Consider the following 21,815-nt stretch of genomic DNA (forward strand, 5'->3'; position numbering starts at 1 on the left):
GTCAGATCCGGTATCCGGAGCCGGGCACGGTCACGATCACGGCGGGCTCGCCCAGTTTGCGGCGGAGCGTCATCACGGTCACCCGGACGACGTTGGTGAACGGGTCGGTGTTCTCGTCCCACGCCTTCTCCAGGAGCTGCTCCGCCGAGACCACGGCGCCCTCGCTGCGCAGCAGCACCTCCAAGACCGCGAACTCCTTCGGCGCGAGCTGGATCTCCTGGCCGTCGCGGAAGACCTCGCGGCGGTTGGGGTCCAGCTTGATCCCGGCCCGCTCCAGGACCGGCGGCAGCGCCACGGTCGTCCGGCGGCCGAGCGCCCGCACCCGGGCGATCAGCTCGCTGAACGCGAAGGGCTTGGGGAGGTAGTCGTCGGCCCCGATCTCCAGGCCCTCCACCCGGTCGCTGACGTCGCCGGAGGCGGTGAGCATCAGGACCCGGGTGGGCAGGCCGAGGTCGACGAGCTTGCGGCACACCTCGTCGCCGTGCACCAGGGGCAGGTCGCGGTCGAGTACCACCACGTCGTAGTCGTTGACGGCGATCCGCTCCAGTGCGGCGGCGCCGTCGTAGACGACGTCGACGGCCATGGCCTCGCGACGCAGCCCGGTGGCCACCGCGTCCGCGAGAAGCTGCTCGTCCTCGACGACGAGTACACGCACGGTGCTGTCCTTTCCCTACGCCCCGATGGGCGGCTGGCCCGCTGGGGCCGACTGAATGTGCTCGGCGTTCGCCGCCTGCTGGCCTGACGTTCGCCGCGCGCTCGCCCCACGGACATCCGCCGGTGGGCGGCACACCACGCAAACGCCTGGTGAGCGTCTCCATCCTGCCCCCAAGCCCGATAAACCGGCGGTAAGGGACGACCTGGCGGAGGCCCGGAAAAGGTCCTTCGGGCCGGAGCAAGCGCCGAGGATTTCTTTGGAAGGGCGAGGTTTCTCGGCGTGGAGGGCTGGGGAAGACGACTGCACACCCCGCGATCACGCCCTGACTGTGGCACTCGACTGCGTCTGTCGTTCTCACAGCGTTCGCCGCTTTCAGGGACGGCGTACGTGATCGTTCTCCCGCCAGCGAGCGGGGACCTCCAGGGCACAGCCCGTGCCACCGAGCCGACCCACCGACGAGGGGGCGCACCATGGACGCGTTCACCGCAGGACTTCTGCAGCGCATAGAGGCCACCGAAACCGACCTGACCCGCGCCCGCGAGACGGGCGATGACTTCCTGGTCGAGGTGGAGCAGGCGGAACTGGACGATCTCCGCCGGCTGGCCGCCGAGCACGGCGTCCAGGTCACCGCCACCGCCACCGCCTGACCCGACCCGACGCCCCGGTTCCCGCCCAGTACCGGGGCGTCGTGGTGTCCGGACGCGGGGCGCGGCGCCCTCCGGGCGGCTAGTCGTGCCAGGCGCCCAGGGCCTCCAGGCGGCTCTGGAGGGGGCCGAAGAAGCCCGGCGTGGCGGCTACGGCCAGGTCCGGGGAGAGCGGCTCGCCCGGGCGGCCACCCGTGTGCGCGCCGGCCTCCCGGGCGATGAGGTCGCCCGCCGCGTAGTCCCAGGCGTTGAGCCCGCGCTCGTAGTAGCCGTCGAGCCGGCCGCAGGCCACGTCGCACAGGTCGATGGCGGCCGAGCCGCCCCGGCGGATGTCCCGCACCTGCGGCAGCAGCGCCCGCACGACCTCGGCCTGGGCCACCTTGCGCTCGGTGAGGTAGCTGAAGCCCGTGCCGACCAGCGACTGCTCGAAGGGGGGTGCCGGGCGGACCCGTATCGGCCGGTCGCCGAGGTGGGCGCCGGCGCCGGCCACGGCGCGGAAGGTCTCGCCGCGCATCGGCACCTCCACGACGCCGACGAGGGTCTGCCCGTGCGCCTCGGCGGCGATGCTGACGGACCACGAGGGCAGCCCGTAGAGGTAGTTCACCGTGCCGTCGATCGGGTCGATCACCCAGCGCACGCCGCTGGTGCCCGCCCGGCTCGCGCCCTCCTCGCCGAGCAACCCGTCATCCGGGCGCCGCTCGCCGACGAAGTCGGTGATCAGCCGCTCGGCCGCGATGTCCATCTCGGTCACGACGTCGATGGGGCTGGTCTTGGTGGCGGCTACGCCCAGGTCGGCGGGGCGGCCGTCGCGCAGCAACGCGCCCGCGCGGCGGGCCGCCTCCAGGGCGACGGTCAGGAGTTCGGCCTTGAGCTGGCCGGTCGGCTGGTCGTTCACGGTGCTCCTCGCGCTGGGCTGACAACGATGTTCCTCGATGGTGGCCGCGCCGCTGGCGCCTCGGCCGGACCCGGGTGCCGGTCGGTCACTCGGCTCCGGCGGCGGCCGGCCGTGGGGTGCGCGCCGGGCAGCAGCCCACCGGGCAGACGTCGTGGCTGGGCCCGAGCGCGCCCAGCGCGCACCGCTCGGGCGGGGCCGAGCCCGGCGTGGGCGCCGCGGCGAACCGCTCGGTGGCGGCCCGCTCCAGGACCAGGTCCCGCACCGCGGCGGCGAACCGCGGGTCGGCCCCGACCGTCGCCGCCCGGGTCACCGGCAGGCCCAGCTCGGCGGCCTTGGCCCGGGCCTCGGTGTCCAGGTCGAACTTGACCTCCATGTGGTCCGAGACGAATCCGATCGGGACCATCACGGCCCCGGACACCCCGGCGCCGTGCAACTCCTCCAGGTGGTCGCAGATGTCCGGTTCGAGCCAGGGGATGTGCGGGGCGCCGCTGCGCGACTGGTAGACCAGCCGCCACGGGTACTCGACGCCGGTCCGCTCGCGCACCGCGTCCACGATCACCCGGGCCACGTCCCGGTGCTGGGCCACGTAGGCGCCGCCCTCCCCGCCCTCGGTGTGCACCGGGACCGGGCCGGAGGTGTCGGCGGCGGCCGTGGGGATGGAGTGGGTGGTGAACGCCAGGTGCGCCTCGGCGCGGGCCGCCGCGGGCAGCTCGGCCAGCGCCGCGAGGGTCGCGTCCACCATCGGCTCGACGAACCCCGGGTGGTTGAAGTAGTGCCGGATCTTGTCGATGCGCGGCGGCTCCAGGCCCTCGTCGGCGAGGGTGGCGAGCGCGTCGGCGAGGTTCTCGCGGTACTGCCGGCAGCCCGAGTAGGACGCGTACGCGCTGGTGGCCAGCGTGAGGACTCGGCGGTGCCCGTCGCGGACCATCTCGCGCAGGGTGTCGGTGAGGTACGGCGCCCAGTTGCGGTTGCCCCAGTAGACGGGCAGGTCCAGGCCGTACTGGGCGAAGTCCTCGCGCAGCGCCCGCAGCAGCTCGCGGTTCTGGTCGTTGATCGGGCTGACCCCGCCGAACAGGAAGTAGTGCTGGCCGACCTCCTTCAGCCGTTCGCGGGGGATGCCCCGGCCGCGCGTCACGTTCTCCAGGAAGGGCACCACGTCGTCCGGGCCTTCGGGGCCGCCGAAGGACAACAGGAGCAGCGCGTCGTACGGGGCGGCGGAGGTGGTCGGAGCGGGGGGTGCGGCAGGGGGCTCGGCAGACATGTGATCGATCCTGCCACCCGGGTCTGACGGCCGGGAAATACCCCTGCGTCGCGTCGCCGCGCGCCGTAAGCTGTATGGGCTCAAGACATCCCTTACCGGCAGGTCCCCCAGCGGCCCCTCGATCGGCGGAGTGCGTCCCGTGCCCAACCCGTATCGCGAGATCTTCGCCGTCCCCGGCGCTGCGGGCTTCTCCGCCGCGGGGTTCCTCGGCCGCATGCCGGTGGCGATGATGAGCATCGGCGTGGTGACGATGATCTCGGAGATCACCGGTCGGTACGGGCTGGCCGGGGCGCTCGCCGCCACGCTGGCGATGTCGGGCGCGGTGATCGGCCCGCAGGTCTCCCGGCTCGTGGACCTCCACGGCCAGCGTCGCGTGCTGCGGCCGGCCGTGCTCATCGCGCTGACCGCCATCGCCGGCCTGCTGCTGAGCGCCGAGCGCGGCTGGCCGGACTGGCTGATGTTCGTGTGCGCGGCCTGCGGCGGCTGCGTGCCCTCGCTCGGCTCCATGATCAGGTCCCGCTGGGCGAACATCTACCGCGGCGAGCCGCGCCGGCTGCACACCGCGTACTCCTTCGAGTCCGTCGTGGACGAGCTGTGCTTCATCCTCGGGCCCATCATCGCCATCGGCCTGTCCACCACGTGGTTCCCGGAGGCCGGGCCGCTGGTGGCCGCGTGCTTCCTGGCCAGCGGCGTGTTCTGGCTCACCGCGCAGCGGGCCACCGAGCCGACGCCGCAGCCGCGCGGCGACGACCACTCCAGGCGGTCGGCGCTGCGCTCCCCCGCGCTGCGCATCCTGGTGACCACCGGCGTGTTCAGCGGGGTGATCTTCAGCTCGGTCGACGTGGTCACGGTGGCCTTCGCCGAGGAGCAGGGCCACAAGTCGGCGGCGAGTCTGGTCCTGGCGACCTACGCGGCGGGCTCGTGCCTGGCCGGTGCCGTCTTCGGGCTGATGCACCTCACGGGACCGCCGGCGCGCCGCTGGCTGCTCGGCGTGTGCGCGATGGCCGCGAGCGTGCTGCCGCTGCCGTTCGTGGGGGGCCTGGGCTGGCTCACCGGGGTGCTGTTCATCGCGGGCCTTGCCATCGCGCCGACGGGCGTGACCATCATGTCCCTCATCCAGCACCACGTGCCCCGCGCCAAGCTGACCGAGGGCATGACCTGGGCCAGCACCGGGATCGCGACGGGCATCGCGCTCGGCGCGTTCGTCTCGGGGCGGGTGGTGGACAGGGCGGGGGCCGAGGTGGCGTACGCGGTGCCGGGGATCGCCGGGGTGGCCGCGGTGGCGCTCGCGTTCCTGGGCTACCGCCATGTCGTACCGGCACAGCGGGCGGAGACCATACCGCCGGCACAGGGAGGGACTGATGCGGATGGCCAGGACGGCGGCGAACGGCGCGAGAACGATGGTCGCGAGGAGGACGGGCGGCACTCCCAGCCCGTGGCGTAACTGGGCCGGCAACGTGACGGCCCGGCCGGCTCGGGTCGTCGCGCCGACCAGCACGGCGGAGGTCGTCGACGCGGTGCGCTCGGCGGTCGACGCGGGGCTGCCGGTCAAGGCCGTCGGCACGGGGCACTCGTTCACCGCTACGGCCGCCACCGACGGGCTGCTCATCCGCCCGGAGCGACTGACCGGGGTGCACGCCCTGGACACGGCGGCCGGCACCGTCACCGTCGCCGCCGGCACCTCACTCAAACGGCTGAACGCGACGCTGGCCGCGCACGGCCTGTCGCTGGCCAACATGGGCGACATCATGGAGCAGACGGCCGCCGGCGCCACCAGCACCGGCACGCACGGCACCGGCCGCTCCTCCGCCTCGCTCTCGGCGCAGCTCACCGCCCTGGAGTTGGTGACGGCCGACGGCGAGGTGCTGCACTGCTCGGCCACCGAGAACCCGGACGTCTTCGCCAGCGCCCGCGTCGGGCTCGGGGCACTCGGCGTCGTGACGGCCCTCACCTTCACGGTGGAGCCCGAGTTCCTGCTGACCGCCCGCGAGGAACCGATGACGTTCGACCAGGTCACCGAGGACTTCGAGCAGTTGGTGACCGAGAACGAGCACTTCGAGTTCTACTGGTTCCCGCACACCGGGAACTGCCTCACCAAGCGCAACAACCGCAGCGCGGGCCCCCTCGCCCCGGCCGGCCGGATCAGCGCCTGGGTGGAGGACGAACTGCTCTCCAACGGCCTCTTCCAGGCGGCGTGCGCCGTGGGCCGCGCCGTTCCGGCGACCATCCCGGGCATCGCCCAGGTCTCCAGCCGCGCGCTGTCCGCCCGCACCTACACGGACATCCCGTACAAGGTGTTCACCAGCCCGCGCCGGGTCCGGTTCGTCGAGTGCGAGTACGCGCTGCCGCGCGCGGCTGCCATCGAGGCGCTGCGCGAGCTGCGGGCGATGATCGAGCGCACGGGGGCGCGGGTCAGCTTCCCGGTGGAGGTACGCACCGCGCCCGCCGACGACATCCCGCTGTCCACCGCGTCCGGGCGCGACACGGCCTACCTGGCGGTGCACATGTACCGCGGCACCCCGCACGAGGCGTACTTCAGCGCGGCGGAGCGCATCATGACGGCGCACGGCGGCCGGCCACACTGGGGCAAGCTGCACAGTCGGGACGCGGAGTACCTGTCCGGCGTGTATCCGCGGTTCGCCGAGTTCACCGCGGTCCGCGACCGACTCGACCCCCACCGCACGTTCGGCAACGCGTATCTGCGCCGGGTGCTCGGCGACTGAGCCGGCCCCGACAGCGGCCCGCCCCGACCGCGAGGCCCCGCCCGACCCGCGCGGACCGGCGCCGGCGCTCGCGCTCCGGGCGGCATGCGTACGCGGCCGGCGCCGGGGTTCGGCGCCGACCGCGTGGTGGGGATGGGAGTACGGGACCTGACGTGTGGGCGGCGGGGTCAGTCGGCCTGGGACGTCGCGGGCCCGCCCTGGCCCGCGTTCTGGCCGGGGCGCTGTCCGCCGTCAACGGTGCCGTCCCCCTCCGCCGTGGCGCCCCCGCCGTCGGTGCCCGGGCCGCTCTCACCTCCGGTGCCGGGCGGCGTGGGGGCGATGGTGCCCGGCGTCGAGGGCGTGCCGGGCTTCGACGGGGTGCCGGACCCGGGACCGGGCGTCCGCTGGTCTCCGCCGCCCGTGGGGGCGGGGGCGGGCGGGGTGGTCGGCGTGCGGGTGGGGTCGGTGGCGCCGCCGCCGGGCCGCGTCTCGTCCGGCGTCGAGTCGGGGTCGCGCCCCTCCTCGTCCTGCCGGTCGTCCTCGCCGGTCGCCGGCCGCTCAGTGGTGGGCGCCGGGTCGGGCCGGGCCGGGCGGTCCACGCTCCGGGAGACGCTGTTGCTGAACGTGGTGCCTGACTTGTCGTCGCCCCACACGTTGGACACCGGCCCGCCCGCGGCCCACTCGATGCCCGTGATCAGCGCCATGGCCAGCAGGAACACGCCGAGCGCGGCCAGTGCCAGGCGCCTGCCGCCCCGCCACCTGGTGCCGTGCGTGGTGGCGTCGGTGAACTCGTCGGCGGGCGCCCCTGACGTGTCGCCCGCGTCCCGCGCCGGCGGCGGCCCGTCGGTGGTCGCCGCCTCGGGCCAACGCAGTTGCCGCGTCGCCTGGTCCACTCGCCGCAGCGCCCGGGTGCGGTTGGCGTCGGCGCCCGGTCGGGCCTCGGGCGGCCCGGCGCCGGAGGCCCGCGGCAGCGCCCGGGTGCGGTCCGCCTCCTCCGCCATCGCGGCGGCCGACGCGCGGGGCATCATGCGCGTGCGCTCCAGGTCGGACCGCGGCAGCGGCCGGGTGCGGTCGGCGTCCGCCATGGGCAGCGGACGCGTCGCGGTCTCGTCGCGCGGAGCGTCGGCCCCACGACCATCGGCCGGCGCCGGCGCGCGATGAGCGGCGCCCGGGGCCGGCGACCGGCGCGCGCTGGTGTGCGCGTGCCGGGAGGGTGGCGCGGAGGCTCGTGTCGCCTCCGGCGCGCCGTCGCCGGTGTGGGGCACCTGTCGAGCACGCGGTCGATGGTGGACCGTGACCACGCGGAGCTGCTCCCCCGTGCGGTGGAAAAAGTGCTGGAAGACGGAGCCGCCCGCGGTGGCCACCACGCTGACCACGCCCGCGCCGATGATGGTTCCGTACACGCCGAGTCGAGAGGCGAGCACGGCGGCGGCCACGGCCGCCAGGGCACTGCCGGCGACCTGAGCGACACTCAGTTCGAGCCGCTTCGTCTTCTCTTTTGCCTCACTTTCCGTTGTGTTGCGCATCTCCCGCCTCTGGTCACGTTTCGATCCTCCTTGCACAAAGAAGTGACATTTGGGCGAAGCTGACAGTTCCGGTTCCGTCGATTCTGTGAAACTCGACACCCGAGCGCCCGATCAGGCAGCCTTTGCGGTCCTTCAACTCCCCTGGCCCACGACAACTTCGATGGCGCGGCGGTCCTCCCACATGGCCCAAATGGAGTACTGTTGCGAACCCCGGCCTCGCCATCCCGCCCGGCCGCCCGGACCGAGCGGGAGAGGCCATCGGCGCCAACTCGACCAGCGGCGCCGCGACATGGCATGGCGCGTACTACGCAGAGTGACCTATCGTCTCTTTGGGTCGTAAACACGTCACCGTGCCATAACGGCGGATCAGAGCCTAGGCTCGACACGCCAGGCAACTCGGCAATGTTGTGGCAGGCTGCACCTGGGCAGGTCACACTCATCTAGCGGGAGAACGGCAGCGACGCACGTGACGTCGGCAGGCACCACCCGGGAGGTTCCCATGCCCGAACTGCGTGTCGTGGCCGTCAGCAACGACGGCACACGGCTGGTGCTCAAGGCTGCGGACAGCACGGAGTACACGCTTCCGATCGACGAGCGGCTGCGCGCTGCCGTGCGCAACGACCGTGCTCGGCTCGGCCAGATCGAGATCGAGGTCGAGAGCCACCTGCGGCCCCGGGACATCCAGGCCCGGATACGAGCCGGCGCGTCGGCCGAAGAGGTCGCCCAGCTCGCGGGCATTCCCGTCGAGCGCGTGCGCAGGTTCGAGGGCCCCGTACTGGCGGAGCGCGCGTTCATGGCCGAGCGCGCTCGCAAGACTCCCGTGCGCCGCCCCGGCGAGAACACCGGCCCGCAGCTCGGTGAGTCCGTCACCGAGCGGCTGTTGCTGCGCGGGGCGGACAAGGACGCCACGCAGTGGGACTCGTGGCGGCGCGACGACGGCACCTGGGAGGTGCTGCTCGTCTACCGCGTCGCGGGCGAGACCCACACGGCGAGCTGGACCTACGACCCGCCGCGCCGCCTGGTGCAGGCCGTGGACGAAGAGGCCAGGTCGCTGATCGGCGAGGCCGACGACAGCCCGGAGCCGAGCTTCCCGTTCGTACCGCGCATCGCGCGGCTACCGCGCGACCGGCCGCTGGACCGCACCCCGCAGCGGCACCCGTCGGGCGCGGCCGACGATGTGGAGTCGGCACCCGCCGTGCTCGACGAGGCGCCGGCCGAGCGGGACTCGCTGACCAGCCTGTTGGAGGCCGTGCCCAGCTTCCGGGGCGACATGGTCGTGCCGGAGCCCGTGCAGGCGCCCCACCCGCCGGATGAGCCCATCGAGGAGGCGGAGCCGGTGGAGCCGGCCCCCGCGGCGAGCGCCGGTTCGGCGTACGCGGACGTGCTGATGCCCCGGGCGGTCGCCGGCCACCGCGATCGGTTGACGGGGACGACGGACCGGCAGGCCGAGGCGGACGGCGTGCGCCCGGGTCGCCGCGCGGCCGTGCCGAGCTGGGACGAGATCGTTTTCGGCACCCGGCGCAAGAAGCAGGAATAGCGGCGACGGGCGCGGGCATGGGCGGAGGTGCGACGATGACCACCGCGCGCCACCGTGCCGTCCCGCGCCTGGCCACCGCGCACCCGCGCGCCTTCGCCCTGCCCCGTTCCGTCGGCCAGGCCCCGCTGGCGCGCCGGCGTTGCTGTCGCGCCGGCAGGGCCCGCTGGCCGACCGGCCGGCGGGCCGCCGTGCGTTGGCTACCCCGCACGCTCGCCGTACGGGGCGGGGCCCGGCGCGGCGCGGGCGGCGCCCGGCGCCGGGCCCGTGACCTGCCGACCGGTCGGGCCAGGGCCCCGGCGCGTACGGACGGCGGCTCCCGCGTTCCGTTAGTCACCCGGCGGGGCCCGGCCCAGGGGGTCGGGCCGCTAGCCCGGTTCGGCGCCGGTGGCCACCGGGCGGGACGGGTTGCCGGACCACTCGCTCCACGATCCGACGTACAGCGCCGCCGGCACCCCGGCCACCGCCAGGGCCAGCACCTCGTGGGCGCCGGAGACGCCGGAGCCGCAGTAGACGCCGACCTCGGCCGTCTCCGTGGCGCCGAGCGCCGCGAAGCGCTCGGCGAGTTGGGCGGGCGGCAGGAAGCGGCCGTCCTCGCCCACGTTCTCGGTGGTGGGCGCGGAGAGTGCGCCCGGGATGTGTCCCGCCACCCGGTCGATGGGCTCCACCTCGCCCCGGTAGCGGTTCCCCGCCCGCGCGTCCAGCAGCACCCCGCGGCGGGCCAGTTCGGCCGCCCCGTCCGCGTCGAGCAGCGGCAACCCGCCTGGGCGTGGCGTGAAGTCGCCTACGGCCGGCTCCGGAACCTCCACGCTGACCGGCCCGTCGGCGGCGAGCCACGCGCTCAGCCCGCCGTCCAGGACACGCACCGAGGGGTGGCCGGCCCAGCGCAGCAGCCACCAGGCGCGGGCGGCGGCCCAACCGCCGGAAGGCGACGGCGGGTCACCCGCTCCGCCGTCGTAGACGACCACCGGATGCTGGGCACGCACCCCGGCCCGGCGCATCGCGGCGCCGAAGACCTCCAGGTCGGGCAGCGGGTGGCGGCCCGCGGGGCCGGGCGGGCCGGCGAGTTCGGCCTCCAGGTCGACGAAGACGGCACCGGGCAGGTGCCCCGCCTCGTACGCGGCGCGGCCGGACTTCTCCCCGGCGGCGCGACCGCCGGGCGGCGTCATCTGCCAGCGGATGTCGAGCAGCAGCGGGGGCCGGGGAGCGGCCAGTTCGGCGGCGAGGTCGCGAGGCGTGATGGTGACGTTCATGGCTCTCATCCTCGCGTAATCGCGCCCGCGCCGTACGAATCGCGCCGAACCCGGCGTACGACCGATCGACACCGGCCCGCTACCTCGGTGCACGAGGTGCGCCATGGCGAAGCGGGCATGGTTCGAGGGGAACCCGGGCAGTGCGGCGCGGTCGGAGAGCGCACCACGACCGCTACTGCGAGCATCTGGGAAGACCCGTTCCGTAACAACCTCGCGTGCCGCGTCGGCACGGGGGTATTCAAGCCACACGACGACGTTCCAAGGAGACGAAGACGATGACCGAGGCACGGCGGACCCCCGAGTGGCACCACCCCGGGGTCAGCCCGGGTGCTCCCCCCGTACGCGGCGTCCGGGAAGGCTCCGGTGGCGAGGTCGGCCTGAGCGGGCGCGAACCCGCCCGGCGCACGCCCGGCACGCCCTGCTGGACGAGCCTGATGGTGCACGGCCTGGCCGCGACGCAGGAGTTCTACCAGGGCTTGTTCGGCTGGGAGTTCCAGCCGGGGCCCTCCCAGTTCGGCCCGTACGTGCGGGCGTTGCTCGACGGGCGTCCGGTCGCCGGGATCGGTGAGCTGGCGCCGGGGCTGCGGCTCCCCGTGGCCTGGACGACGTTCCTGGCCAGCGACGACGCGGACGCCACGGCCGAGCAGATCCGTTGCTGCGGCGGCACGGTGGCGGTCGGCCCGCTGGACTCCGGGGACGAGGGCCGGATGGCCATCGCATCCGACCCGCTGGGCGCGGTGTTCGGCGTCTGGCAGGCGCGCGGCCACCTCGGCAGCGAGGGGGGCGGCGCGCCGGGGACGCCCGTGTGGACGGAGTTGCTGACGCCGGAGACGGCGAGCGTCGACAAGTTCTACCAGACGGTCTTCGGCTGTGAGGGCGAGCAGCTCGCGGCGTCCGACGAGGACTACGTGACGCTGACGGTGCGCGGTCGCCCGGTCGCGGGGGTGCACGGCGTCGGACAGTCCCTCCCCCGGGGCCGGGGCCCACACTGGGTGACGTACTTCGAGGTCGCGGACCCCGAGCAGGCGGCCAATCGGGTCACGGAGCTGGGCGGACGCGTGGTGAGCGGCCCGCAGGCCACGGCGACCGGCGACTGCGTGCAGGTCACCGACCCGGAGGGCGCCGCGCTCACCCTGGTGCGGACGGAGCACTGAGCGTGGCACGGGCGCGCGGCCAACCGGCCGAGCGCACCCGGCGCGCGTACGGCGCGCAGCGCACGCTACGGCTACGGCCAGCCGGCGCGCCGGGAGATGGGGCGCGACCCCACGGGACGCGGGTGGTGGGCGCGGCGCGCCGACCGGGGTAGTCCGTGCCACGGGCACGCGGGTGGGAGAAGGGGCCGCGCGGGCGAGGCGCAGCGACCGCGGTGGCGCGAACGGCGACGGACGGCCAGCGACGAGCCGTCACGGGGGACGCCGTTCGCCACGGGAGGTGCGCTATGGGCGGGTGCGCTGTGGAGAGTGCGCTACGGGTGGAGCCCGTTGGCGGGCGCCGCGACGACGGCACGGGTCCGGGTGGTGGGCTGGGCGCCGTCCACGGGCAGCACCTCGGGGGAGAGCGCGGCGGCGCGGGCGGCGGAGGCCGTCATGCGACGCCGGTGGTGGCGCCGGCACAGCACCTCGTAGCCCACCTCGGCCGCGCCGTCGGCGTCGGCCGCGTCGCTGTCGGCCCCGTCCCCTGCGGCGTCCGGCTCGCTGGCCGGGGCGGCGGCGTCGGCCCCCTCGCCGTGGGCCGGCTTGCGCACGTCGCCGACGACGACCTGCGCCCCCTCGACGACCATCCGGCCGCCCACGGTGCGCGCGTTGTGCGTGGCGCGGGCGCCACACCAACACAGCGCCTCGACCTGGAGCACCTCGATCCGGTCGGCGAGTTCGACCAGCCGTTGCGAGCCGGGGAAGAGTCGGCTGCGGAAGTCGGTGGTGATGCCGAAGGCGAAGACGTCGAGGCCCAGGTCGTCGACGATGCGGGCGAGTTGGTCGATCTGTTCCGCGGCGAGGAACTGGGCCTCGTCGGCGATCACGTAGTCGGCCCGGCTGCCCGCGCTCAACTGCGCGACGAGGTAGGCGTAGAAGTCGAAGCCCTCGTGCGCCTCGATCGCGTCGGTCTCCAGTCCGAGCCGCGAGGAGAGGCGGCCCTCCCCCGCCCGGTCGTCCCGGGTGAAGATCATGCCCTGGAGGCCACGTGCCGAGCGGTTGTGCTCGATCTGCAGAGCGAGCGTGGACTTTCCGCAGTCCATCGTTCCGCTGAAGAAAACCAGCTCGGGCATGGGGGAACACGGGCCTTTCGGTCGTTGTGGGTCTCGCGGCGTCGCCCCGCGCTGCGTCGCCCGCTCCGGGGCGCGCGGGGGTGCCGTACGCGGGCGGGGGCGCCGGGCGCGCGGCCGACGACTTACGTGCGTACCTCGAGGAGCGGCACGAGTTGCTCGACGGGGGTCATGGAGCCGTGCAGGCCGACCATGGCCGACTCGTTCGGCTCGGTGCGGCTGGCCACGATGGCGACGTCGTCGCGGGCGGCGGCGACCACGTCCCCGATGCGCCCGTACACCCGCTCGTCCACGCCGTCCCCGGGCCTGCCGAACCAGCCGGCCGCGATCGCCTCGTCCCGGCCGGCCACCCACATCCGGTCGCCGAGCACCTCGCGCCAGACGGCGAGCACGTCCCCGGCCGCTCCCGGCACGGCGTACACATGGCGGGCCCGGCCCTCGCCGCCGAGCAGGGCGACGCCCGCGCGCAGCTCCCAGTCCTCGTCGAAGTCGATGCGCGAGTCCGGGTCGAAGGGCAGGTCGATCATGCCGTGGTCGGCGGTGACGTAGAGCGCGGAGCGCGGCGGCAACTGTTCGGCGAGCCGCTGCGCGAGGCCGTCCACGTACATCAACTGGCCGCGCCAGTCGTCGGAGTCCACGCCGAACCGGTGCCCCTTGCCGTCCACCTCGCTGTAGTACGTGTAGACCAGGGTGCGGCCGGCGGCACCGGTCTGGGCCGCGGCGAAGTCCATCCGCTCCTCGCCGGAGAGCCGGCCGTGGAAGGTGCCGCCGCTGAGCGCGATCTTGGTGAGCGGGGTGTGCTGGAAGGCGGGCGCGGACACCTGGCAGGTGTGCACGCCGGCGGCGTCGGCGAGTTGGAAGACCGTCGGGTACGGCTGCCAGGCGTGCGGGTCGGTCCACGGCTGCCAGCGGAGCTGGTTCATCAGCGCCCCGGTGGCCGGGTCGGCGACCGTGTAGCCGGGGAGGCCGTGCGCGCCGGGCGGCAGCCCCGTGCCCACCGAGGCCAGCGAGGTCGCGGTAGTGGAGGGGAACCCGGCGGTCAGCGGGCGGCCCGTGCCGTTCCGGGAGCTGGCGAGGAGCGAGGTCAGGAACGGCGCCTCGGCGGGGTGCGCCCGCAGCAGCTCCCAGCCGAGCCCGTCGATGAGGAAGACGCACACCCGGTCGGCCGGCGCCAGGTCCAGGCCCGGCGTGCCGGCCAGGCCCGGCACCTCCTGGCCGACCACGACGGCGGGCAGCAGGTCGCTGAGCGAACCCGTGCCGTACTGGGGCAGCGGGGCGGTCGCGGGGTCGAGGGTCGCGCCCTGGGGCTGCCACTCGGGCCAGGCCGCACTGGTGGCGGGGCCCGCGCTGGAGTCGGACATCAGCGGCTGGTCGCCGTGGTCGCCTCGGACAGCGCCTGCGCGAACGCCAACGTCTGGCGCACGCTGTCGGGCCCGTCACCCGCCTCGCTCACGCGCAGCGACAGGTCGTCGGCGGTGGACGAGCCGGTGTAGCCGTGGTCCGCCTCGCAGTTGGGGTCCCCACAGCTCGCGGGCTCCAGGTCGAGCCTGCTCACCGCGCCCCAGCCGATGGTGAGCACCACCTCGCGGGGCAGCGTGCCGGGCGCGTACGACTCGGGGTTGGCGACGACGCGGCTGAGCACCACCGAGGAGATCCGGTTGATCTTCACGGACTCGGTGGAGGTCGTGGCGTACGGGGTCGCGGAGCTGTCGTCGGCGGCCTGCTCGTCGGTGTGGCTCACGATGAAGCGGTTGGCGGTGAGCACGAGGACCGTGACGTGGCGGCGGACCTCGTTGGAGTCGAAGGTCGTCTCCTGGTGAACCAGGAACGCCACCACCGGTTCGCCGCCCACGGCGGCCTCGACCGCCTCGGCAACGAGGGCCGGGTAGTAGCCGCTGCGCTCGATCGCCGCGCGCAGCCCCTGGGTCGTCGTACCGGTCTTCGCCATGCCTCCCATCCTACGGGCCCAGGCCGGTCCCCATCCCCTCCCCTGTCGCCACCCGCGTCGAGCCGCCCCCGCCGCCGGGCCACGGCCGGGCCGCCGCGCGCCCGCGCCGGGTCCGCGCCGGGCCCGCGCTGGGTCTGAGGTGGCCCGGGCTCAGTACGCGGGGAGGTGGCGCGGGCCGAGGTCCGTACGGACCGGGGGCGGGGCCAGCCGCAGGGACGCGCCCAGCACGGACAGCCCGTGCGGGGCCACGACCACCGGCTCCAGGTGCACGGCCACCACCTCGGGGTGGTCGCCGACCAGCCGGGAGACGCGCAGCAGCAGTTCCTCCAGGGCGGCGGTGTCCACCGGTCGCGAGCCGCGCCAGCCGAACAGTAGCGGCGCGGTGCGCACCGACCTGATCAGCTCGGCGACGTCACGGTCGGTGGCCGGTATGAGCCGGTGGGCGGTGTCGCCGAGCAGTTCGGAGGGGGCACCGGCAAGGCCGAAGGAGAGCACGGCTCCCGCGGCGGGGTCGATGGCGGCTCGGACCACCGTGTCCACGCCGCGCGGGGCCATCCGCTGGACGACCAGGCGCAGCTCGTCGGGGCCGCCGAGCAGACTGGTCAACTCGGCATAGGCCCGGCGCAGTTCCCGTTCGCCGCCGAGGTCGAGCCGGAAGGCGCCGAGATCGGCGCGGTGGCGCAGGTGGGGGGCGGTGGGCTTGAGCGCCACCGGGTAGCCGAGGCGGGCGGCGGCCCGCGTCGCGCTGTCGGGGTCCGGCGCGGGCAGGGCGGGCAGCACGCTGATGCCGTAGCGGGCCAGCAGGCGCTGGGTGTCCGGCGCGGAGAGCGCGAAGCTGCGCGCCGGCTGGGAGGCGCGCCCCCGCTCCCCGGCGGGCCGGGCGACCCGCGCGGTGTCGGGGGCGGCGGGTCCGGTGGGGTGGACGGGCTGCTGGGGCGCTCCGGCGGGCGGCGGGGGCGCGGCCCCCGCCCGGGCGGGAGGCGCCTCAGGGGCCGGGAGCGCGACCGGGGCCGGAGGGGTGGTGGGGGGCGGAGGGGCAGTAGGGGGCGCCGGCGCGGCCGGGGACGGGGGCGTGCTCGGGGACGGGGGCGTGCTCGGGGGCGGGGGCGGGGCCTGCTCGGCGTCCTCGTGGGTGTGCGCGGCGAGCAGTACGTCGATGTCGGCCCCGGCGCCCGCCTCGTCGATGTCGTCGTACTCGGGCACCCGGCCTGGCTCGGCCGCCTGGCGCCGCCAGTGCGCGTACCGCACGGCCTCGGCCAGCGCGCGCACCGCGCGCTCGGCCGCCGGATACGCCGGCACGCGGCACTCGGCCGCCGGGCCGTCCGACGCCGCGGGCGGCTCGGCCACGCGCTCGTCCCCGGCGGCGGGGGCGCCCGCGGGGCCTCCGGCCGGGGGCTCGCCGGTCGCGAACGCGTGGTCCCGACCCGCGTCCGGGGGGCCGGGCTGGGCCAGCGCGGCGGCCAGGCCCGGGATCTCCAGATGGACCACGACCACCGGCTTCGCCACGCCGCTCGCGGCGGCCGACCGCCGGATCGCCCGCGCCAGCTCCGTGGCGGACTCCTCGTCGACCGAGGGGATGGCCGTGACGACGACGGCGTCGCACAGGTCGTCGGCCAGGGCCCGGTCGAGGGCCGCGCGGAAGTCGGCGGGCTGGGCCGCCGTGGTCAGGTCGAGCGGGGGCAGCGGGCGCAGGCCCTCGGTCAGGCACGCGTCGTAGCTGATCAGGCCGAGCGACTCCGAGTTGCCGAGGATCGCCACCCGGGGGCCGCGCGGCAGGGGTTGCGCGGCCAGGAACAGGCCCACGTCGGCCAGCTCGGTGACCGTGTCCACGCGGATGACGCCCGCCTGTCGGAACAGCGCGGAGACCGTGGCGTCGGGGATGCGCGTGGTGGGCACCGCGTGCCCGGGGGGCTCGCTGCCGCTGTGCCGGGCGCCCTTGACGACCACGACCGGCTTGAGGGCCGCTGTGCGCTTGGCGAGCCGGGTGAACTTGCGGGGGTTGCCGATGGACTCCAGGTACAGCAGCGCGACGTGGGTGTCGGGGTCGTCGTGCCAGTACTGGAGCAGGTCGTTGCCGGAGACGTCGGCCCGGTTGCCGGCCGAGACGAAGGTGGAGATGCCGAAGAGGCCGGAGCCGCGCCGGTGCAGCCCCGACAGCAGGGCGATGCCGATCGCGCCGGACTGGGTGAACAGGCCCAGGTTGCCGGCCGGCGGCATCTGGGGCGACAGGGAGGCGTTCATCCGCACGCCGTCGGCCGTGTTGATGATCCCCAGGGCGCCGGGGCCGATCAGCCGCATTCCGTACGACCTGACCTGCCGGACCAGCTCCCGCTGCCGCTCCAGGCCCGCCGGCCCGCTCTCGGCGTACCCAGAGGAGACCACCACCAGGCCCTGCACGCCACGCTCGCCACAGTCGGCGACGACGGCGGGCACCTGCTCGGCCGGGACCGCGATGACGGCCAGGTCCACCGGGTCCTCGATGTCGTGGAGCGAGCGGTAGGCGGCGACGCCCGGCGGTTCGGCGGCGTCCTCGGCGGGCGGCGCCTGGCCGGGCGGCCCGGCCGGCTCCGCGTCGGGACGGGGCAGCGGGCCCGCGCCGGCGCGCTCCGGCGCCGCAGCGCCCGCGCCGAGTGCGCCCGGTGCGCTCGCCCCCGGCGGTGGCGCGGCGTCGGCGGCGCGTCGGGCCTGGGCCAGGTCGGCGCCCGTCAGCCACGAGCGCCCGGGAGCGAAGGCGTGGTTGACCGCGCACACCCGGCCCGTGTAGCCGCCGCTGAGCAGATTCACGAGGACCGCCCGGCCGGCGCCGCCGGGCCGGCGGCTGGCCCCGACGACCGCCACCGAGCCGGGCGCGAGCAGCCGCTGCACGGAGCGGGCCTCGGCGCGCTGCTCCCGGGCGCGCATGACGGCCAGCGACCGGGCCGTGGGTTCGAGGTCGAATTCCAGGCGGACGACGCCGTCCTCGAAGCTGCGCTGCTGGGTGTAGCCCGCGTCCGTGAACACCTTGATCATCTTGGTGTTGGCGGGGAGCACCTCGGCGGCGAAGCGGCGGATGGCGCGCTCCCTGGCGACGGCGGCGATGTGTTCGAGCAGGGCGGAGGCGACGCCGCGCCCCTGGTGGGCGTCCTGCACGAGGAAGGCGACCTCGGCCTCGTCCGCCGGCGCCGACGAGGGGCGACCGCGCTCGTCGATGCGGTCGTACCGCACCGTGGCGATGAACTCGTCCCCGACCGTCGCGGCCAGGCCGACCCGGTTCACGTAGTCGTGGTGGGTGAAGCGGTGCACATCGCGGTCGGAGAGCCGGGGATAGGGGGCGAAGAAACGGTAGTACTTGGACTCGTCCGAGACCCGCTCGTAGAAGTCGACCAGGCGCTGGCCGTCGTCGGGGGTGATGGGGCGGATCTGGGCGGTGCCGCCGTCACGGAGCACCACGTCCGCTTCCCAGTGCGTCGGATAGGCGTGCTCGGGCGGCGTTTCCATGGCTCCAGCCTAGGCGGGGGCACCGACAACGGTCCGACTCGCGCACAGCGTTGCGGCGGGGCAGGCTGTGGAAGGGCTCCGCCAGAGCACTCCGCACCCCGTGAGAGACTGGTCTAGACAACAGCAACCACCTGAAGGGCAACACCATGGTTGAGCGCCGCGTCACCGTCGGCTGGGCAGAGGGCCTGCACGCTCGCCCCGCGTCCATCTTCGTCCGCGCCGCGACGGCCTCCGGCGTCCCCGTGACGATCGCCAAGCCGGACGGCACCCCGGTCAACGCCGCCTCGATGCTCGCCGTGCTCGGGCTCGGCGCGCAGGGCGGCGAGGAGATCGTGCTGGCCTCGGAGGCCGACGGCGCCGAGGTCGCGCTCGACCGGCTGGCCAAGCTCGTCGCCGAGGGGCTTGAGGAGCTCCCGGAGACGGTCTGACTCGCTTTTCAGCACCCTGCGAAGCCGCGGTGATCCCCCTGGGACGTCACCGCGGCTTCGTCGTTTCCACTCCGGACAGGGGCGGGGACCGCCGTGCGGGCGCCGTGGCGCGAGACCGCGCGCCGGCTCCCGCTGGCCGCGCGCGGGCCGAGACGCGCCGAAGGCCCCGCGCACAGGGCGGGGCCTTCGGTGTGTGACGTGCGGGGGCCGGGCGGGGTGGCCCGGTGTCGCCTCAGATGTTGACGCCGTGGGAGCGCAGGTAGGCGACGGGGTTGATGTCCGAGCCGTACTCGGGCGACGTGCGGGCCTCGAAGTGCAGGTGCGCGCCGAAGGAGTTGCCCGTGTTGCCGGCGAGGCCGATCTGCTGGCCGGGGGCGACGCTCTGGCCGACCGAGACGGAGATCGAGTCGAGGTGCCCGTACTGGGTGTAGGTGCCGTCGTTCATCTTGATCACGACGTTGTTGCCGTACGCGCCGCCCCAGCCGGCCTCGACGATGGTGCCGGCGCCCACGGCGCGCACCGAGGTGCCGGTGCTGGCGTGGAAGTCGACGCCGGTGTGGCTGCCGGAGGACCAGGCGCCACCGGACGCCTGGTACTGCGTCGAGACGTACGAGCCCGCGACCGGCAGGACGTAGGAGCCCGCCGCCGGACGCTCGGCGGTGCGCGACGCGCGCGTGTCGACGACCTCGCTGGCGCGGGCCTGCTCGGTCTCGCGCTCGGCGGCGGCCCGTGCCTCGGCCGCCTTCTTCGCGGCGGCCTTCTTCTTCGCGGCCTCGGCGGCGGCCTTGCGCTTGGCCTCCTCCGCCTTCTTCTTCATCTCGGCGGCGTGCTCGGCGGCCTGCTGACGCGCCTCTTCCTCGGCCTGCTGCTCGGCCGCGGCCTGCTCGGCGGCGGAGTACTGGGCGTCGGCCTGAGCGCCGATCTTGTCCGCGATGTCCTCGTTCAGGGTCGCGGCCTGACGCAGGCCGGTGTCCTGGAGCTCGGGGACGCCGTCGGCGCCCGGGGCGGCCATCGCGGGGGCGGCGATGCCGGCGACGACGCCGGTGGCCGCGAGGGTGGCCATGCCCGCCGCGTTCGCGCTGGTACGGACAAAGCGGCTGGGGCGACGGTGCCGCCCAGTGGCACGGGTGAACGCCATGGGGAGGCGTACTCCTTTCCTTCCTTCTCGCCTACCGGGTTAGCTGACGGGTTCGGAGCAGGAAGGTCTCCTACGGTCACCACGCCTCTCGCGAGGATGGCGGCCGATTCACCCCAGGGGACTTGGGTCCCCGGCTCCCCTGGCTCGCGCCATAAGGGACTCGGCGATGGTTGCCCGGTGCCACGGGTGTGGCGAAGGTGTGACGGACAACGGGGCTGACGCTAAGCGGGACGTCTTTTGATCGGCAAACAGAACCGGCCATTTGTTGCGCACGCCACACGGCAGACAGGCAGCCTCTCCCGCAAAACAGACAAACCGAGAGGCCCTGGCATCCCACTTGACACCAGGGCCTCTTAACGGCTCATCAGTAACAGGAGCCCCTGCCGCCGCCCCGGACACCCGGGTCAAACCGGGCGCCCACGCCGCTCTCTGGGGCACGGTCAGGTACCGGGCGGCGCCCCGCTACGTCCTGGCGTACGCCACCCGCTCCACCGCTCGCGTGCTCGCCCGCACCTCCCGGCATCTGGGGACCGCGGCAGCCGCCCCGGCCGCGAGGACCGCTCGACGCGCCTCCCGGCGCTCCGGGCGCTGACGGCACGGGCAGCGCGGGCGGCACGGCGGCACGGGCGGCGCAGGGCCGGGCCCGAGCCGGACGGCACCTGACGGCTCGCCAGCCCGGCTCGGGCCACCGGGGTGGCCCGCCGCTAGCCGCTCACCACCCGTACGTCCCCGATGCCCAGCGCCTTCACCGGCTCGGCGATCACCGAGGCGTCGCCGACCAGCACGGTCACCAGCCGGTCGGTGGGGAAGGCGGCGACGGCCGCGGCCGTCGCCTCGACCGTGCCGGTCTCCGCGAGCCGCCGGTAGAGGTGGGCCTGGAAGTCGTCCGGCAGGTGCTGCTCGACCTGGTCCGCGAGGGTGCCCGCGACCGAGGCGGCCGTCTCGTACTTCAGCGGGGCGATCCCCACCAGGTTCTGCACGGCCACGTCGCGCTCGTCGTCCGTGAGCCCGTCGGCGGCCAGCGTGCGCAGCACCTTCCACGCGTCCTCGAGGGCCGGCCCCGTCACCTCGGTGGCCACCGAGCCGCTGATGGCCAGGAGGGAGAGGCCGGTGCCCTCCGGCGTGGAGCGCAGCACCTGGGCGAAGGCCCGCACGCCGTACGTGTAGCCCTTCTCCTCGCGCAGCACCCGGTCGAGCCGGGAGGTGAGGGTGCCGCCCAGGCAGTAGGTGCCGAGCGTCTGCGCGGGCCAGACCTGGTCGTGCCGGTCGGCGCCGACCCGGCCGATGAGCAGTTGGGTCTGCACCGCGCCCGGCCGGTCCACGATGACGACCCGGCCGGTGTCGTCGGCGGTGACGGTGGGCACCGGGCGGGGCGCGGCCGTGTCGCCGCTCCAGGCGCCCAGCGTGTCGGCCAGCGCCTGGTCGAGGTCGACGCCGGTGAGGTCGCCGACGACGACGGCGGTGGCCGTGGCGGGGCGCACGTGGGCCGCGTAGAAGGCGCGCACGGCGGCGGCGTCCACGCGCGCGACCGACTCCTCGGTGCCCTGGCGCGGCCGGGACATCCGGGAGTCGGCCGGGAAGAGCTCCCTGGAGAGCGTCATCGCGGCCCGCCGGGCGGGGTTGGCCAGCTCGTGCGGGATCTCGTCGAGCCGGTTGCGCACCAGCCGCTCGACCTCGCCCTCCGGGAAGGCTGGGGCGCGCAGGGCGTCGGCGAGCAGCCCGAGCGCCTTCGTCAGCCGGGAGGCGGGGACCTCCAGGGAGACGCGCACGCCGGGGTGGTCCGCGTACGCGTCCAGGGTGGCGCCGCAGCGCTCCAACTCGGCGGCGAACTCCTCGGCCGAGTGCCGGTCGGTGCCCTCCGACAGCGCCCGCGCCATGATGGTCGCCACGCCTTCGAGCCCCTGCGGCTCGGCTTCCAGCGGTGCGGCGAGGCTGACCTCGACCGCGACGACCTGCTGGCCGGGGCGGTGGCAGCGCAGCACGGTCAGGCCGTTGGGCAACTGGCCGCGCTCGGGTGCGGGGAAGGCCCACGGCCTGGCCTGGCCCGGCTGCGGCTGGGGGTGGAACTGCATGCTCGTCACGGTGTCCGTC

Annotated in this window: 17 protein-coding genes and 1 riboswitch; of the genes, 6 read left to right on the plus strand and 11 right to left on the minus strand. The window is 74.9% G+C overall.

Features of this window, described 5'->3' with window-relative positions:
• Position 1: 1 nt before the first annotated feature.
• Complete coding sequence (locus H7H31_RS07025; RefSeq protein ID WP_176164527.1) at positions 2-655, minus strand: response regulator transcription factor; 654 nt, start codon at positions 653-655, stop codon at positions 2-4.
• A 470-nt stretch (positions 656-1,125) separates the two neighbouring features.
• Here H7H31_RS07025 and H7H31_RS07030 point away from each other — a divergent pair, with 470 nt between their 5' ends.
• Positions 1,126-1,302 (plus strand): hypothetical protein, encoded by a 177-nt coding sequence (locus H7H31_RS07030; RefSeq protein ID WP_187060645.1) that lies wholly within the window; start codon positions 1,126-1,128, stop codon positions 1,300-1,302.
• Between the two features lie 79 nt (positions 1,303-1,381).
• On the opposite strand, the gene H7H31_RS07035 is transcribed toward H7H31_RS07030, so the two are convergent.
• Together H7H31_RS07035 and H7H31_RS07040 are read right to left on the minus strand one after the other, a co-directional pair.
• The gene (locus H7H31_RS07035; RefSeq protein WP_187060646.1) at positions 1,382-2,194 is read right to left on the minus strand and encodes an inositol monophosphatase family protein; all 813 of its coding nucleotides are present in this window, start codon (positions 2,192-2,194) and stop codon (positions 1,382-1,384) included.
• An 85-nt stretch (positions 2,195-2,279) separates the two neighbouring features.
• Entirely contained in the window at positions 2,280-3,455 is a 1,176-nt protein-coding gene (locus H7H31_RS07040) for a ferrochelatase (RefSeq protein ID WP_187060647.1), read from the minus strand.
• Positions 3,456-3,594: 139 nt separating this feature from the next.
• Here H7H31_RS07040 and H7H31_RS07045 point away from each other — a divergent pair, with 139 nt between their 5' ends.
• On the plus strand, positions 3,595-4,899 hold the full coding sequence (locus H7H31_RS07045) for an MFS transporter (RefSeq protein ID WP_187060648.1): 1,305 nt from the start codon (positions 3,595-3,597) through the stop codon (positions 4,897-4,899).
• Entirely contained in the window at positions 4,856-6,178 is a 1,323-nt protein-coding gene (locus H7H31_RS07050) for a D-arabinono-1,4-lactone oxidase (RefSeq protein WP_187060649.1), read from the plus strand. Before H7H31_RS07045 ends, H7H31_RS07050 begins: the two co-directional genes overlap by 44 nt.
• Positions 6,179-6,345: 167 nt before the next feature.
• Here the strand turns inward: H7H31_RS07050 and H7H31_RS07055 are convergent, their stop codons facing one another.
• Positions 6,346-7,683, minus strand: coding sequence for a hypothetical protein (locus H7H31_RS07055; RefSeq protein WP_187117841.1), 1,338 nt, complete (start codon positions 7,681-7,683; stop codon positions 6,346-6,348).
• 466 nt (positions 7,684-8,149) lie between these two features.
• Here H7H31_RS07055 and sepH point away from each other — a divergent pair, with 466 nt between their 5' ends.
• Entirely contained in the window at positions 8,150-9,220 is a 1,071-nt protein-coding gene (gene sepH, locus H7H31_RS07060; protein ID WP_187061275.1) for a septation protein SepH, read from the plus strand.
• A gap of 365 nt (positions 9,221-9,585) precedes the next feature.
• Here the strand turns inward: sepH and H7H31_RS07065 are convergent, their stop codons facing one another.
• Positions 9,586-10,470, minus strand: a complete 885-nt coding sequence (locus H7H31_RS07065) for a sulfurtransferase (RefSeq protein WP_187061276.1) — start codon at positions 10,468-10,470, stop codon at positions 9,586-9,588.
• Positions 10,471-10,904: 434 nt separating this feature from the next.
• Here H7H31_RS07065 and H7H31_RS07070 point away from each other — a divergent pair, with 434 nt between their 5' ends.
• The gene (locus tag H7H31_RS07070) at positions 10,905-11,624 is read left to right on the plus strand and encodes a VOC family protein (protein WP_232110257.1); all 720 of its coding nucleotides are present in this window, start codon (positions 10,905-10,907) and stop codon (positions 11,622-11,624) included.
• 311 nt (positions 11,625-11,935) lie between these two features.
• Here the strand turns inward: H7H31_RS07070 and H7H31_RS07075 are convergent, their stop codons facing one another.
• From H7H31_RS07075 to H7H31_RS07090, 4 genes are all read right to left on the minus strand, one after another.
• Positions 11,936-12,736, minus strand: coding sequence for a thymidine kinase (locus tag H7H31_RS07075; protein WP_187061278.1), 801 nt, complete (start codon positions 12,734-12,736; stop codon positions 11,936-11,938).
• A gap of 122 nt (positions 12,737-12,858) precedes the next feature.
• The gene (locus H7H31_RS07080) at positions 12,859-14,094 is read right to left on the minus strand and encodes an alkaline phosphatase family protein (protein WP_187061279.1); all 1,236 of its coding nucleotides are present in this window, start codon (positions 14,092-14,094) and stop codon (positions 12,859-12,861) included.
• Complete coding sequence (locus H7H31_RS07085; RefSeq protein ID WP_187061280.1) at positions 14,094-14,681, minus strand: DUF5998 family protein; 588 nt, start codon at positions 14,679-14,681, stop codon at positions 14,094-14,096. Before H7H31_RS07085 ends, H7H31_RS07080 begins: the two co-directional genes overlap by 1 nt.
• Before the next feature lie 150 nt (positions 14,682-14,831).
• The gene (locus tag H7H31_RS07090) at positions 14,832-18,158 is read right to left on the minus strand and encodes a bifunctional acetate--CoA ligase family protein/GNAT family N-acetyltransferase (protein ID WP_232109725.1); all 3,327 of its coding nucleotides are present in this window, start codon (positions 18,156-18,158) and stop codon (positions 14,832-14,834) included.
• A 146-nt stretch (positions 18,159-18,304) separates the two neighbouring features.
• Here H7H31_RS07090 and H7H31_RS07095 point away from each other — a divergent pair, with 146 nt between their 5' ends.
• Positions 18,305-18,586: an HPr family phosphocarrier protein gene (locus H7H31_RS07095; RefSeq protein ID WP_176164515.1), complete on the plus strand. Its 282-nt coding sequence runs from the start codon at positions 18,305-18,307 to the stop codon at positions 18,584-18,586.
• A 232-nt stretch (positions 18,587-18,818) separates the two neighbouring features.
• On the opposite strand, the gene H7H31_RS07100 is transcribed toward H7H31_RS07095, so the two are convergent.
• On the minus strand, positions 18,819-19,724 hold the full coding sequence (locus tag H7H31_RS07100; RefSeq protein ID WP_187062896.1) for a M23 family metallopeptidase: 906 nt from the start codon (positions 19,722-19,724) through the stop codon (positions 18,819-18,821).
• A 13-nt stretch (positions 19,725-19,737) separates the two neighbouring features.
• Positions 19,738-19,900: riboswitch (cyclic di-AMP (ydaO/yuaA leader) on the minus strand.
• Between the two features lie 528 nt (positions 19,901-20,428).
• The gene (locus tag H7H31_RS07105; protein WP_187062904.1) at positions 20,429-21,796 is read right to left on the minus strand and encodes a M16 family metallopeptidase; all 1,368 of its coding nucleotides are present in this window, start codon (positions 21,794-21,796) and stop codon (positions 20,429-20,431) included.
• Positions 21,797-21,815 lie beyond the last annotated feature (19 nt).

This window comes from Streptomyces buecherae (genome assembly GCF_014295035.1).
GTDB classification, from domain to species: domain Bacteria; phylum Actinomycetota; class Actinomycetes; order Streptomycetales; family Streptomycetaceae; genus Streptomyces; species Streptomyces youssoufiensis.

Excerpts from the sequence above, each read along its gene's own strand:
- H7H31_RS07030 (WP_187060645.1), top strand. The coding sequence starts at position 1,126 with ATGGACGCGTTCACCGCAGGACTTCTGCAGCGCATAGAGGCCACCGAA.
- H7H31_RS07040 (WP_187060647.1), bottom strand. The coding sequence starts at position 3,455 with ATGTCTGCCGAGCCCCCTGCCGCACCCCCCGCTCCGACCACCTCCGCC.
- H7H31_RS07050 (WP_187060649.1), top strand. The coding sequence starts at position 4,856 with ATGGTCGCGAGGAGGACGGGCGGCACTCCCAGCCCGTGGCGTAACTGG.
- H7H31_RS07055 (WP_187117841.1), bottom strand. The coding sequence starts at position 7,683 with ATGCGCAACACAACGGAAAGTGAGGCAAAAGAGAAGACGAAGCGGCTC.
- H7H31_RS07065 (WP_187061276.1), bottom strand. The coding sequence starts at position 10,470 with ATGAACGTCACCATCACGCCTCGCGACCTCGCCGCCGAACTGGCCGCT.
- H7H31_RS07070 (WP_232110257.1), top strand. The coding sequence starts at position 10,905 with ATGGTGCACGGCCTGGCCGCGACGCAGGAGTTCTACCAGGGCTTGTTC.
- H7H31_RS07075 (WP_187061278.1), bottom strand. The coding sequence starts at position 12,736 with ATGCCCGAGCTGGTTTTCTTCAGCGGAACGATGGACTGCGGAAAGTCC.
- H7H31_RS07080 (WP_187061279.1), bottom strand. The coding sequence starts at position 14,094 with ATGTCCGACTCCAGCGCGGGCCCCGCCACCAGTGCGGCCTGGCCCGAG.
- H7H31_RS07085 (WP_187061280.1), bottom strand. The coding sequence starts at position 14,681 with ATGGCGAAGACCGGTACGACGACCCAGGGGCTGCGCGCGGCGATCGAG.
- H7H31_RS07090 (WP_232109725.1), bottom strand. The coding sequence starts at position 18,158 with ATGGAAACGCCGCCCGAGCACGCCTATCCGACGCACTGGGAAGCGGAC.
- H7H31_RS07095 (WP_176164515.1), top strand. The coding sequence starts at position 18,305 with ATGGTTGAGCGCCGCGTCACCGTCGGCTGGGCAGAGGGCCTGCACGCT.
- H7H31_RS07100 (WP_187062896.1), bottom strand. The coding sequence starts at position 19,724 with ATGGCGTTCACCCGTGCCACTGGGCGGCACCGTCGCCCCAGCCGCTTT.
- H7H31_RS07105 (WP_187062904.1), bottom strand. The coding sequence starts at position 21,796 with ATGCAGTTCCACCCCCAGCCGCAGCCGGGCCAGGCCAGGCCGTGGGCC.